The sequence below is a fragment of the Pseudomonas sp. PSPC2-3 genome, assembly GCF_049898265.1.
In the GTDB taxonomy this organism is placed as follows: Bacteria; Pseudomonadota; Gammaproteobacteria; order Pseudomonadales; family Pseudomonadaceae; genus Aquipseudomonas; species Aquipseudomonas veronii.
The window spans coordinates 254573-267587 of record NZ_JAFCXJ010000009.1; the positions used below are offsets into that span (position 1 = coordinate 254573).

The window sequence follows — 13015 nt, forward strand, 5'->3', positions numbered from 1 at the left end:
ACCACTCGACAAGCGATGTTGGAGCCTCAAGGCTCCTGAGTTTCGAGACGCCGTTTAAACGCGTCGAGCGCAGTACGGATCAACGGGCCCATCACCGGGTCGGCGGCAATGCCCTCGGCGCTCGACTGGCTGGACAGGAGGTTAACCGTGATTGACGCTTGCTCGATGATGCTCGCCGACATCGTTTCCAGGACCAGCCGCAATGCCGCTTGCGCGTGGCTGGCTCTGGGCGATGCGTTGAACAGCGCGACAGGCTTGCCCGGAAACTCTTCACTGCTCACCAGCCAATCGAGCATGTTCTTGAATGCGCCGGGAATACCTCGAGCATACTCGGGGCACGAAACCAACAGCCCATCCGCCTGCCCGATAATTGCGCGCAACGCCAAGACTGACTCGGGGGGATCCTCGAGCAGGTCCGGGTTGAAGTGAGGCAATTCAGCGATGCCTTCGTAATGTGCGACCTGTACCCCTTCGGGGCATAGATGCTCAACTGCGCGTAGCAAAATTGAGTTGGAAGAGGCCAGACGCAGACTTCCCGAGACAGCAAGCAAACGCACCATTTCAACACCGTTCGTGATTCGTGAGTCGGTGAAGTTTCGCACGAGCTGAGCTTCGTTCACCATTGCGGCATAGCCATCCAGCGCTCAGCGGGGAGCTTGGCGGCACCCGATGTTGAGGTCTCGACCTCTCGGTGCCGAGACCTCAACCGCACTGAAGCCGGACGCAATATCCGGTTTTAGATCCAGCGTCGGAACAGCACGCTGGCGTTGACCCCGCCGAAACCGAAGCCATTGGACAGCGCATATTCCATGGGCAGGTGCTGGGCCTGGCCGCGAATCAGGTTCAGGCCTTCGGCAGCGGCATCCGGAGTTTGCAGATTGAGTGTCGCCGGAACTACCTGATCGCGCAGCGCAAGTACGGTGAAGATCGCCTCGATCCCCCCCGCAGCGCCCAGCAGGTGGCCAGTGGCGGACTTGGTCGAACTGATCGCAAGGCCGCTGTCTGTGCCGAACAGGGCTTTGATTGCCGCGAGTTCGCCTTTGTCGCCCACCGGGGTCGAGGTGGCGTGGGCATTCAGGTGCTGAACCTGGGATGCGTCCACGCCGGCTTGGCGCAATGCCTGTTGCATGGCGCGGCGGGCGCCGTCGCCATCTTCGGGCCCGGCGGTCATGTGGTACGCGTCGGCGCTGGTGCCATAGCCCACCAGCTCGGCGATGGGTGTGGCGCCGCGTGCCAAGGCATGTTGCAACTCTTCGATGACCAACAGGCCGGCGCCTTCACCCATGACGAAACCATCGCGGGCCTGATCGAAGGGGCGCGAGGCGCGCTCCGGGGTGTCGTTGTAATCGCTCGAGAGGGCGCGTGCGGCAGCGAAGCCAGCCAGGCTGACCCGGTGAATGGCCGCCTCCGTCCCGCCGCAGAGCGCTACGTCGATTTCCCCCGCGCGAATCATCCGTGCAGCGTCGCCGATGGCCTGGACGCCCGCCGCACATGCGGTCACCGGAGCCCCCAGTGGCCCCTTGAGACCATGACGGATGGAGACATGACCGGCGGCCATATTGCTGAGAAATGACGGGATGGTGAAGGGTGACAGGCGCCGTGGCCCCTTGCTGTCAGTCGTCCGCACGGCTTCGGCAATCGCCGGAAACCCGCCCACGCCCGAAGCGATGATGGTGGCGGTGCGCTCCTGCGCCTCTGGGGTTTGCGGCGCCCAGCCGGCCTGTGTCAACGCTTCATGGGCCGCTGCCAGGGCGAACAGAATGAAGCGGTCCATCTTGCGCTGTTCTTTGGGGGCCAGCAGTAGATCCGGATCGAAGCCGGCCTCCGGGTCTTGGATGCGGTCGGGAACCTGGCCACCGATGCTGATCGACAGATCGCCGATCAGCTCCGGTGGCAACCGACGGATCCCCGACTGCCCTGCCAGCAGGCGTTGCCATATTTGCTCGACTCCGCAGCCAAGTGGGGTCAGCGCGCCCATGCCTGTAACGACGATGCGTTTGTTCATGATGATCCAGTTCTTTGTGCTTAAGGGAGGGGTAACGACATATGGACGTCACTATCATTATGAAAGTAACATGCCTGGCCACCAAATGTTCGAACCCCGTAAGGAACTGTCATGCAGCGCAAGACCCTCATTCATGCCGAATGCCCGATCGCCCGTAGCCTGGAACGGGTTGGCGAGTGGTGGAGCATTTTGATCATGCGCGACGCCCTGCATGGCCTGCGACGCTTCGAGGAGTTTTCCCGCAGCCTGGATATCGCCCCGAACATGCTCACCAGACGCTTGAACTCGCTGGTGGAGGCGGGCCTGCTCGAGCGTCAGCCTTACAGTCAGCGCCCGTTGCGCTACCAGTACGTGCCGACGGCCAAGGGCGAAGATTTCCGCGTGGTGCTCATGGCCTTCGTGGCCTGGGGCAATCGCCATTACGCGCCAGAAGGGGAAAGCGTGCAGATTGTCGAGCGGGAGACGGGGCGGCCGGTGCTGCCGGTGATGGCGGATATCGCCGATGGCCGTCTTGTGCCCTTGGACCAGTGCAGCGTGCAGGCCGGACCCGCGGCCAGCGCGGGCATGCGTCAGCGGTTTGGGTCCATGGCTGACCGGATTGAGTGAGGCGCCATGCAGCGGAGGAGTGCGGCACTCAAGGGCTGCCAGCGGTTAGAACTCACTGGCGCAGTTGTTTTGGCGAGGCGTTCAACAGGCGGCGCATGAGTCGCCGCAGGGCCGTGGCATCTTGGTATCCCACCTGCGCGGCGATAGATTCAACGGAGTGCCTGCTGGTTTCCAGCAGCACGCGGGCTCTGTTCAATTGCACGCGTTGGATCAGATTGCGAGTTGAAAGACCGGTTGCTTTTCGAAGGTGCCGCGACAGCGTTCGCTCAGACATGCCGACGTATGCCGCAAGGCTCGGCACACTGGGCGGATGGGGCAGGCGTGCTTCGATGTAGGCGGTGAGGTTGGCGACCAGCGTATTGCCCTGGGCCATGATTGCCGGGTTGATGAAGGGGGACTGCAATTGCCGGCCATCGAGCAGCAGGGCCTTGCCCACCGCGTCGGCGAGTTCCGGCGACAGACGTCTGCGCAGCAGGTGCAGCATCAAGTCGGTTTGTGCGAAGGCTGCACCGGCGGTCGTCAGCGGCGGATCGCGGAGCACCATGACGTTGGGGTCGACAATGCAGTCAGGCGCCATGCTCGACAGCCAAGGGGCGAGCCACCAGGAAGTCGTCACCCGTCGCCCCGTGAGCAACCCGGCGGCATGCAGGAGAAAGACCGCCGAGCATGAGGCGGCAATCTCCTTGCCTTGATTCACATGTGCCTTCAGCGCTGGCAGGGTCTGAAGGACCACGTCTTCCTCAAGCCGCTGCCGCAGCACGTCGAAGTCGCTGATGCCGAGGCCCGGAATGACCCAGCAGGAGTTGTCCTCGACATCTGTGGTCAGCGCGTCAACCTGCAGCAGCATGCCTTGGCCCAGCGTAATCAACCCTGGCTGCGGCCCACACACGCGCCAGCGCGGCACGGCAAGGCCGCGGCGCTGCGCAAGTATTGCGGCGGTGCCGAGGATGTCCAGGGTGGCTGCGACGCTCGAGGCGAACGCCCCTGGAAAGACGAGGACAGTGAAATCGTACATTGTCCGATTATGCCCGAAAGAAGACGAATCGGTCACTTATCGAGGGAAGGGATAGCTGGCCCAATGGCGCTTCCAGTTAACCGCGAGGTTTCGCCATGCCAAACATCCTGATCAAGGTGCCTACCGGCGCTTTCAACCTGCCACAGCGCCACCAGTTGCTTCGAAGCGTGAGCGACGTGGCGATGATTAATGAACACATGGGCGATGCCCCTCAGCAACGTATGTTGTGCTGGGTGTTGATTGAGGAAGTGCAGGCCGATCAATGGCTGTGCGGAGGCGTTGCTCCTCATGCCCAGGTTGTCCCGTGCATGGTCATCGTCAAGGTGCCCGCCGGCGTCCTTGATGCACCGATGCGCCAGCGCTACGTGAGTGAACTGCATGGCACCCTACAATCGAACCTGGCGGCGGGGGATCAGCGCCGGTTGCTGAGCTCGATACAGATCGAGGAGGTTGTCGACGGAACGTGGGGGGCGAACGGTGAGATCTGGCATTTGGCCGACTTCACCCGTGCAGCCGGATACGGACATCTCGCTGACTAACGATAGGCGCCCGCCAGAAAGCGTACACCTGTACGCTTATTCGTCCCCCGGTCGAACCGTCGGTTGTTTCAGTCCCTGTCGAGAAAAACGGTTGGCGGTAGTGTTGCGATTCGCGGTGGGGCAGGGGGGGATGCTCGTCTGCCGCCAGCTCGATGCTGAACCTGCGTCACATCCCTGACCGCACCGCGAGCCGCGTTCGATGTCAGTGCCGCGTAGGCCTGAAGTGCCGCCGACACTTTTCGCGCCCGTGCGGCGGGCTGCCAGGCTTGCCCTTCCTTGGCATCCATCGAGTGGTAACGCTGGTTCAACGTTGCCTCATCGACCCTCAGTTCAACGGAACGGTTGGGAATATCGATCTTGATCACGTCCCCTGTTTCCACCAGGCCTATCAGTCCACCTTCCGCCGCTTCCGGTGAGACATGGCCGATGGACAGGCCCGAGCTGCCGCCCGAAAATCGCCCGTCGGTCAAAAGCGCGCAGGACTTGGCCAGCGCTTTGGATTTGAGATAGCTGGTGGGGTAGAGCATTTCCTGCATGCCAGGGCCGCCCTTGGGGCCTTCGTAGCGGATGACCACCACATCGCCAGGCACCACCTGGTCGCCAAGGATGCCAGCCACCGCCGCCTCCTGACTTTCGAAAACCACCGCTTTGCCTTCGAACACCAACATGGAGGGGGCGACGCTGGCTGTTTTGACGATACAGCCCTCCGGCGCCAGGTTGCCAAACAGCACCGCGAGGCCGCCGTCCTTGCTGAAAGCCTGTTCAGCGCATCGGATCGCGCCCGTTGACCTGTCTGTGTCCAGGTCATCCCAGCGCGCTGACTGACTGAAGGCTCGCTGGGTGAGGGCATTGCCCGGTGCGGCGCGGAAAAATGTCTGCACTTGCTGGTCTGGGCTACGGGCGATGTCCCAGCGATCCAGCGCATCTTTCAAGGTGGGCGCGTGGATTGTCGGCAGGCTTGTGTCGATCAAGCCTGCGCGGTCCAACTCGCCAAGGATCGCCATGATGCCACCGGCGCGATGCACGTTCTCGATGTGTACATCGCTGCAGGCGGGCGCGACTTTGCACAGCCACGGGACTTGGCGAGACAGCCGGTCAATGTCGGCCATGTTGAACGCCACGCCGCCTTCGCGCGCAGCTGCCAACAGGTGAAGGACCGTGTTGGTCGAGCCGCCCATGGCGATGTCCAGGCTCATGGCGTTTGCAAACGCCGCGCGGTTGGCAATGTTGCGCGGCAACGCGCGTGCGTCGTCCTGTTCATACCAACGTTTGGCTAACTCGACGATCAGCCGCCCGCTCTGGCGAAACAAGCCCTCACGCTCAACATGAGTCGCCAGCACCGTACCATTGCCGGGCAATGCCAGGCCAAGCGCTTCCGTCAGGCAGTTCATTGAGTTGGCGGTGAACATGCCGGAGCATGAGCCGCAGGTGGGGCAGGCGGCGCGTTCGACCGCGGCGACTTCCTCGTCGCTATAGGCGTCGTCGGCGGCGATCACCATCGCGTCGATCAGGTCCAGAGACTGGCGCGTGCCTTTGATTACCGCTTTCCCAGCCTCCATCGCCCCGCCAGAAACGAACACGGTCGGAATGTTTAGGCGCATGGCAGCCATCAACATGCCGGGGGTGATTTTGTCGCAGTTGGAGATGCACACCAGCGCATCGGCGCAATGCGCGTTGACCATGTATTCAACGGCATCGGCGATCAGTTCCCGCGAGGGCAGTGAATAAAGCATGCCGTCATGGCCCATGGCGATACCGTCGTCGACGGCGATGGTGTTGAACTCCTTCGCCACGCCACCGGCCGCCATCACTTCGCCGGCAACCAGTTGGCCGAGGTCCTTGAGGTGTACGTGGCCTGGAACAAACTGCGTAAAGCTGTTGGCGATGGCAATGATGGGTTTGCCGAAGTCGTCATCGGTCATGCCTGTGGCGCGCCATAGGCTGCGGGCACCGGCCATGTTGCGGCCATGGGTAGTGGTTCTCGAACGATAAGCGGGCATTGAGTCCTCCTGGGCTGACGGTATGGACTCAGGCTAAAGATCGGTTGGATGGCTGTGAAATATATTATTTAATGCTTATTAAGTCTCTGGAGGTATAAGAAATGGATGTTCGCCAGCTCAGGCATTTTGTCGCTGTCGCCCAGACTTTGCATTTCAGCCTGGCAGCGCAACGCCTGTGCATGACCCAGCCGCCGTTGAGCCAGTCGATCATGGCGCTGGAGCGCGAAGTCGGTGCCTCGCTGTTTGTACGGACCAAACGCAGCGTGGCGCTGACCCCGTTCGCCGAGCAATGGCTACCTCAGGTGCGGGCCGCGCTGGGGGCTATCGATGCGCTGGGTCATACAGCGCAAGCCATCCTTCGCGGCGATGCCGGCGGGTTGGAACTGTCGTTTGTCAGTACCGCTGACTACAGCATTCTTCCCGTGCTGGTCCAACGGTTCCGCAGCCTGTACCCGGCGGTGGAACTTTCGTTGATGGAGGCTACCAGTGATCTTCAGATCGCTGCGCTGCTCGAGGGCAAGGGGCACGCAGGCATTGTCATTGCCAACCCGTGGGCCACGATCCCCGATCAATTGGCCTACCGGTCTTTGGTCGTCGAGCCACTGATTGCCGCTGTGCCGCAAGCGTGGATGGCGGACGGGCGCCTGGTCGATGTGGAGGGCCGGTTATCTTCGGACGCGATGATATCTTGCCCGCTGGTGGTCTTTCCCAGGCGTGCGGCACCGGCGTTCTATGACCTGGTCACCGGCTACTACGCCGCGTGCGGCGGTAGCCTGCATATTGCCCAGCACGCTATTCAGATGCAGACGATCATTAGCTTGGTATCGGCAGGCATGGGCATCGCGCTGGTGCCGGCGTCATTGCGCCATCTCGCTCGCTCGGGGGTGTGCTATCTCGCTTTGGAGGAAAATGCGCCACATCTGGAAACCGGCCTGGTTTACCGCCGCGACGATACGACACCGACGCTTGCCAACTTCCTGCGCATGGCCAGTCAATTGCTCGAACTGGACATGAGTTGATCCTAGGCCGGGCGAGTGAGGTTGTTAACCTGTGGCCGCATGGTTGGGCAATCAACGCCTGGGATTAAAGGGAATTAATACCGATGTGGTTTTTTCTTTCGTTTGCCAAGAGGCCAGATGAGGCGCCTGCTGAGCGAGCGCAGCCGTTTGAACATCCCAACGGCTTTCGCGAGATGACATCGTTGCGCGTTATCACGCCCGACCACCACGCGTTTTCGACCGCTGCCACCTGCGCAAACCAGCTGAAAGGATTTGAAATCATTCAGGGTGATGAACACCTGCTCTTACTGGAAATCGATCATGGCGCCAGCGGCCAGGCACACGATTTCCGTCCCGGGTTGCCGGTGATTGTGAACTGGTGATGCATTGGCCTGGAGGGCCCGTTCTATCTTGATGATCTGGAGCCCACGGTGGTCGGCGCTGCCATAGACCGTGCGGTGGGTTACAACACGGGCAATGACGAATATCACCCGACGGCGGGGGATTTCCCTGGATGCAACATGACGCCGATGTACATGCTAGTCCGTGCTCGATAGTTCGAAATTGGCGAATCCATAGAGTTTATTGGTGAGAGAGTCAATACCGGTGTCGGGCTGTTTGCATATTTTTAGAGTGTGTTCAGCTGATGTTCAGAACTCGCATGCTAGTTGATTAGTTGAGTCAATAGGTCGCATGTGTTTAACAAGTTTTCACTGTTTTTGTCTGGATGGCGCAAAAAGCAAAATGCTAGCCTGCGAGTTTTTTGGGATAGCAGGTCCACATGAAAGTGCTAAAGGAAATGGCTGTAAAAAAGCCATGCTCATTTATTTTTATATTGACATTTCTCGTGTTTGCAGTACTGCAATACAAGCCTGCTGTGCTCAATTACACAACGCGCTTTGTCGATTTTGCTCAATATATGCTCGCGCATGGGGTGACGCTGTTTCCAATTGCGGATGATCTGCGGCCATATCCCGATTACACGGTGATCAATACGCTACTTGTTTATCTGGTTTCTTTGCCGTTTGGTCGTGTATCGATTCTTTCAATGGGCCTTCCCTTCTGTGTTGCCGCGGCCTTGATGCTGGTGTTTGTTTACAAGCTCGGTGCATTGCATGAGAAAAAATGGGGCGCATATGGTGTTGTATTTGCCCTGTTCACCTGGTCATTTCTGGACGGCGTGAACTCCTTGGCACTGGATATATACCCCGCGCTTTTTACAGTGGTGTGTTTTTATCTGGCCTACACGGGAGAGGTATACAAACAACGTTTCCGCGTGCTGCTTGTGCTCGCAGGCCTTGCGCTGGGCTTTGCATTTCGTGGCCCCATTGGGCTGATCGGTCCCGCCAGTGTGGTCGCCGTTTATTATTTTTTGAGCAAGCAATGGCGCATGCTGGTTGTGTTTTGCTTGCTGGCAGGCTTGGTCCTGGCCACAGGCATTGCGGTGCTGACATGGGCTGCCTACGTACAAGGTGGAGACGCGTTTCTACAAGAGGTATTGATCATGCAAGGGCTGGGGCGGTTTGGCAGTGACCACGCGCCTCGTTATTACTTCTATTTCTCTGCCGGCTTGCTGACCTATGGCGTAACAGCTCTTATCGCTTTGAGCGTTATCGCCAAGAAGGGGAAGTGCTTTTTTGAACGCTCACCTGATCCAGCCACGAACATGCTCTTGTATCTCTCGGGCTGGCTCCTTGTGGTGATCGTACTGTTCACGATTCCAAGCTCCAAGAAGGCGCGTTACATACTTTCAATTACACCCGCTATTTCCTTGTTGGCTGCCTACATCTTCGTGGATCGCAGCGCTCTCTTTGCAAGTATCCGAGACAAACTGCTGCGGTTTTGCTTAAACCTGCCAGTGGTTGGCCTGGGAGTGTTACTGCTCGCGTTTATTCATGGTCTGTATGCGGCGACTCCACTTCAGCCGAACTATCTCGGTGCGTCCATGGGGTTGATTGCCCTTGTTGCCGTTAGGCCTTGGATGGTGACACGTTTCAGCGTGCATCCACATCGTGAGTTTGTGATTTTCTCTTTTGGTGCTATCGCCTTCCTCATACTGGACATGTTTTTCTTTAACTCTGTTACTTACCATTTGGAGTTGGCCAACGAGCCGACACCCAAGTTTTTGCCGTATTGGTTTTGGTGAGGTCTGAATCGCCCCGGGTTTTCTAGATACTCTCCAACCATCGCCGGATGGCTGGCAGCTATCACAAACCTTTGAGCAAGAGCTTGGGGAGAAATTGCTCAGACATCGTGATACGCGTCCTTGCACGTCCAGAGGGGGCGATCAAGTCAAGACAGTCGCACGACTGCATCCAGCGTCGTGCGACTTGTTAATGTCTCTGATATGACCTCTTTAAGAATATTCCGGAACCAAATGGAGCGGCCATCCATTTGATCAGTGCGCCTATACAGCATCGAGATTTGCTCCATGGGCAGTTCGAAGGGCGCGGCGGTGACCTCAAGGCCGTAAAGCGGCGCCATGCAATAAGCCGTGATCTCGGGAACAGTTGCAATCGCCGGTACCGACAGCAATAACGGCGCAATTGACGCGTGCCTCGACACGCCTGCGACGATGTTGCGCCTGACCCCGGCAGCGCTGAGCACGCTGTCCAAGTTTGTCGCGCCGTCGCCTTCCGACGACACGATGACATGTTGGGCCTTCGCATAGCTTTTGATGCTCAGCGGCAATGTCAGTTTTAGCTGCCTGGGGTCATAAAGGCAGACAAGACGTTGTTGGAATAGCAACTCACACATGTGCCACGAAGGTGGGTTTTCGTGAACGGAAACGCTGACGTCGTAAGCGCCCTGCTCTAAAAGTTGAACCGAATCGCGCTTCGTCGAGGCGACTGCCAATACGCGCGAGCGCGGTGCGAGTTCGCGGATTCGAGCCGCGAGGGCCCCAAGTAGTGCTACCTCGAAGTTGTCACACATGCCAATGCGGAATTCACCTTCCCATGTGGCGGGATCGAACACCCCTGGCGCCCGCACTGCGTGTTCGATGGTAGATAACGCCTTGGCGATCTCCGGTGCAATCGCGAGTGCCCTGGGCGTTGGCTGCAGACCTCGTCCAACACGTACAAACAACTCATCGTCCAACGTCTCTCGCAGGCGTCGCAGCGCGCCCGAAAGACCCGGTTGGCCAATAAATAGTCGTGCAGCGGCCTTACTGACACTTTTCTCCTCCATGAGCACGGAAAACACATGCAGGAGATTTAGATCGAGGGTCCGAAGGGTTGTCATTTACATCTCTCGCAGAGATAGATGCCATCACGAACAGCAATTTGTCAGATATGTATCGATCGGTCAATATCTCACGCATCGCACCCAGCCGTTGGTATGGAGCCTTGGTTTAGACGTGCTTGCGGACCAAATCGGATATAGGAACGTGACGTGATGAAAGTAGCAATTCTTGACGATTACCAAGGCGTCGCGCTGTCCGCTATGAATTGGTCGGAAGTCGCAGCGAAGGCAGATCACAGTCTTCCAGGACCCATTGGCAGGCCGCGTTGCGGCAGGGCGTCCTGATCAGTGCGACGGGCGGCCGCGCGAGTGGCGCACCGGAACTGACCTGGGCCTTGATGATGTATCGATAAATCCTGCGGACAAACGAGTTTTGTTCGGCATGCCTCTCAGCCGCCGCTAAGGCTGTAAGCGCAACAAACCACATACCCCGAATTTTTGCTTGCCTGAGTTTTACCTCAGGTAACGGCACCCCGCTGCCTGGAGGATCATGTTATGAACGCCCCATCTATAGAGCTCAAGCAGGAAACTGAGGGCGCAGGCATGAGCCGGGGGCTTGTACTGTTACTTGCCGCAGCGACCGGCTTGTCAGTAGGCACCCAGTATTACAACCAGCCTTTGCTCGGGCTGATTGCGGACGGCTTCGGGATAGGTACCAAGGTCAGTCTCGTCGCGATTGCGACACAGATTGGTTACGCGTTGGGCTTGGTTCTGCTGGTGCCACTAGGCGACAAGATCGACCGTCGACGGCTGATCCTCATTCAATGCATAGGGCTCACGGTAGCGACGCTTTGCGCGAGCGCGGCCCCCGAGCTGTATAGCCTTGCAATGGCGTCCGTCATGATTGGGGTGTTCGCGACGATTGCCCAGCACATCATCCCGCTCGCATCTGAATTATCCCCGCCAAGCAGTCGGGAACGAGTTCTCGCATCAATCACCAGCGCGCTGCTTGTTGGGGTGTTGCTGGCTCGGGTGATCAGCGGCTTCGTGGGCGCCTATTTCAGCTGGCGCGCGATGTTCCTCTTGGGCGCTGTGCTTTCTCTGATGATGCTTGCAGGGCTCGCGGCGAAACTTCCAACCAGCCAACCGCAATCACGCGCTTCATACATTGAGTTGCTTGTTTCATTGTTTGGGGTCGTGCGCGATGGCGCTGAACTTCGCCAGGCCGCACTGGTGCAAAGCCTCGTTTTCTTCGGCTTCAGTGCGTTCTGGACAATTCTCACGCTCCTGCTGCAAGGCCCTGGGTTTGGGTTGAACAGTGGGACTGCGGGGCTCTTCGGCGTGGTGGCACTCGGCGGGGTGATGCTTGCCCCACTGGGGTTGCGCCTTGCTGGCCAGTACGCCGGTCACGTCGGTATCGGCCTTGTCGTGGCGAGCTTTGTCGTAATGATCGCGTTCGTGAATCTGGTGGGGCTTAGCGTCGGAGCCATTCTGATGACGACCGGTTTGCAGATGTCTCTTATCTACAACCAGTCGCGAGTCCTCGCACTCGCCGGCACCGCCCGAGGCCGCTTCAACACCATTTTCATGGCGTCCCAATTCGCCTTCGGCGCCATCGGTTCCGCCGCAGGCAGCATCGGCTGGCAGTCCGGCGGCTGGACCGCGGTGATGGCCATGGCCTTGATCGCTTCCGCAGCTGCGTTGCTCGTGCAATTTACCCACCACTCAAAGGTTGGAGCGCGAGCGTAAAGACGCTTGCGGCGTACCTACCCTGGTCAATCTGGAGAATAAAGAAATGATTGAAGAGCACACTATCGGCGAATTCACACTAGTCACGTTACTGGACGGAATTTTTCTATGCAGTACGGACATGATTAAAGCCGCGGCCTCGGAAGAGGGGGCTGCATTATTCAAAAGTGCAGGTCTCCCCGCATCGGGGCCGGTTCCTGAGCCGATCAACGCATTCCTTTTGAAGAAAAACGACGAGCTTTGGTTGATCGATGCCGGTTGTGGTCGCGAGTTGGGACCTCGCTTCGGAAAAGCATCGGCGGCGTTGCTGTCTGCTGGCTACGCGCTTGACCAGATTCAAGGCGTTATTATTTCTCATATGCATGAGGACCATGTTGGCGGTCTTATCAAAGAGGACGGTAGTGCGTTGTATCCCAACGCGACGCTCTTTCTTTCGCACGAGGAGTTGGCGTTCTGGACCGACCCGACGGCTCCTGAAAAACATCCTCAGATGTCGCAGGCTGGCCTGTTCAAATTGGCAAACTCGGCATTGACGGCCTATGCGCCACGTATCAAGGCACTACCTGCCGATGCACACGTCATTCCTGGCGTCAGCTTGATCCCACTTCACGGGCATACGCCAGGTCACAGTGGCATCCAGATTGAGAGCGGTGGCCAGCGTGTGCTGATCTGGGGAGATGTCATACATTCGACACTCTTGCAATTGCGCTATCCGCATTGGAGCATCGGTTTTGACATGGACCCAGTCCAGGCCCTCGACACGAGAGTTCGATTGCTGGAGCGGCTCGCGAATGAGGACATGCTGGTGACGGGACCGCACGTAATGGGAATTGGACACGTCCACACCTGTTGCGCAGGCGGTTATGAATTGAAGCTGGTCAGCAGAACCTAAGTGTTCAGTTGCAGGCGAAGTTGCCCAT

12 protein-coding genes are annotated in these 13015 nt (G+C 58.6%); 7 read left to right on the forward strand and 5 right to left on the reverse strand.

What is annotated here, in order from left to right:
* Positions 1-26: 26 nt before the first annotated feature.
* Together ACP7E3_RS21905 and fabF are read right to left on the reverse strand one after the other, a co-directional pair.
* Positions 27-623, reverse strand: a complete 597-nt coding sequence (locus tag ACP7E3_RS21905; protein WP_126587241.1) for an NADPH-dependent FMN reductase — start codon at positions 621-623, stop codon at positions 27-29.
* A gap of 113 nt (positions 624-736) precedes the next feature.
* On the reverse strand, positions 737-2005 hold the full coding sequence (fabF, locus tag ACP7E3_RS21910) for a beta-ketoacyl-ACP synthase II (protein ID WP_046382015.1): 1269 nt from the start codon (positions 2003-2005) through the stop codon (positions 737-739).
* A gap of 111 nt (positions 2006-2116) precedes the next feature.
* On the opposite strand from fabF, the gene ACP7E3_RS21915 reads away from it, so the two are divergent.
* The gene (locus ACP7E3_RS21915; protein ID WP_177029908.1) at positions 2117-2611 is read left to right on the forward strand and encodes a winged helix-turn-helix transcriptional regulator; all 495 of its coding nucleotides are present in this window, start codon (positions 2117-2119) and stop codon (positions 2609-2611) included.
* A gap of 52 nt (positions 2612-2663) precedes the next feature.
* On the opposite strand, the gene ACP7E3_RS21920 is transcribed toward ACP7E3_RS21915, so the two are convergent.
* Positions 2664-3626 (reverse strand): GlxA family transcriptional regulator, encoded by a 963-nt coding sequence (locus tag ACP7E3_RS21920; protein WP_426124338.1) that lies wholly within the window; start codon positions 3624-3626, stop codon positions 2664-2666.
* Positions 3627-3721: 95 nt separating this feature from the next.
* Between ACP7E3_RS21920 and ACP7E3_RS21925 the strand changes: the two genes are divergently transcribed.
* On the forward strand, positions 3722-4165 hold the full coding sequence (locus ACP7E3_RS21925) for a tautomerase family protein (RefSeq protein ID WP_108525475.1): 444 nt from the start codon (positions 3722-3724) through the stop codon (positions 4163-4165).
* A 68-nt stretch (positions 4166-4233) separates the two neighbouring features.
* On the opposite strand, the gene ilvD is transcribed toward ACP7E3_RS21925, so the two are convergent.
* Complete coding sequence (gene ilvD, locus ACP7E3_RS21930; RefSeq protein ID WP_046382018.1) at positions 4234-6165, reverse strand: dihydroxy-acid dehydratase; 1932 nt, start codon at positions 6163-6165, stop codon at positions 4234-4236.
* A gap of 101 nt (positions 6166-6266) precedes the next feature.
* On the opposite strand from ilvD, the gene ACP7E3_RS21935 reads away from it, so the two are divergent.
* The 3 genes from ACP7E3_RS21935 to ACP7E3_RS21945 all read left to right on the forward strand — a co-directional run bounded on the left by ACP7E3_RS21935 (position 6267) and on the right by ACP7E3_RS21945 (position 9309).
* Positions 6267-7184: a LysR family transcriptional regulator gene (locus tag ACP7E3_RS21935; RefSeq protein ID WP_108525473.1), complete on the forward strand. Its 918-nt coding sequence runs from the start codon at positions 6267-6269 to the stop codon at positions 7182-7184.
* Positions 7185-7267: 83 nt separating this feature from the next.
* Positions 7268-7546 carry a hypothetical protein gene (locus ACP7E3_RS21940; protein ID WP_178087549.1) on the forward strand — a complete coding sequence of 93 codons (279 nt, stop codon included), beginning with the start codon at positions 7268-7270 and terminating at the stop codon, positions 7544-7546.
* A 398-nt stretch (positions 7547-7944) separates the two neighbouring features.
* Positions 7945-9309 (forward strand): hypothetical protein, encoded by a 1365-nt coding sequence (locus ACP7E3_RS21945; RefSeq protein ID WP_426124342.1) that lies wholly within the window; start codon positions 7945-7947, stop codon positions 9307-9309.
* A 146-nt stretch (positions 9310-9455) separates the two neighbouring features.
* Here the strand turns inward: ACP7E3_RS21945 and ACP7E3_RS21950 are convergent, their stop codons facing one another.
* A complete protein-coding gene (locus ACP7E3_RS21950; protein WP_079444735.1) occupies positions 9456-10406 on the reverse strand; it encodes a LysR substrate-binding domain-containing protein in 951 nt (316 codons plus the stop codon).
* A gap of 495 nt (positions 10407-10901) precedes the next feature.
* Here ACP7E3_RS21950 and ACP7E3_RS21955 point away from each other — a divergent pair, with 495 nt between their 5' ends.
* Both ACP7E3_RS21955 and ACP7E3_RS21960 read left to right on the forward strand, forming a co-directional pair.
* Positions 10902-12095 (forward strand): MFS transporter, encoded by a 1194-nt coding sequence (locus ACP7E3_RS21955; protein WP_426124344.1) that lies wholly within the window; start codon positions 10902-10904, stop codon positions 12093-12095.
* 46 nt (positions 12096-12141) lie between these two features.
* A complete protein-coding gene (locus ACP7E3_RS21960; protein WP_322246847.1) occupies positions 12142-12987 on the forward strand; it encodes an MBL fold metallo-hydrolase in 846 nt (281 codons plus the stop codon).
* Positions 12988-13015 lie beyond the last annotated feature (28 nt).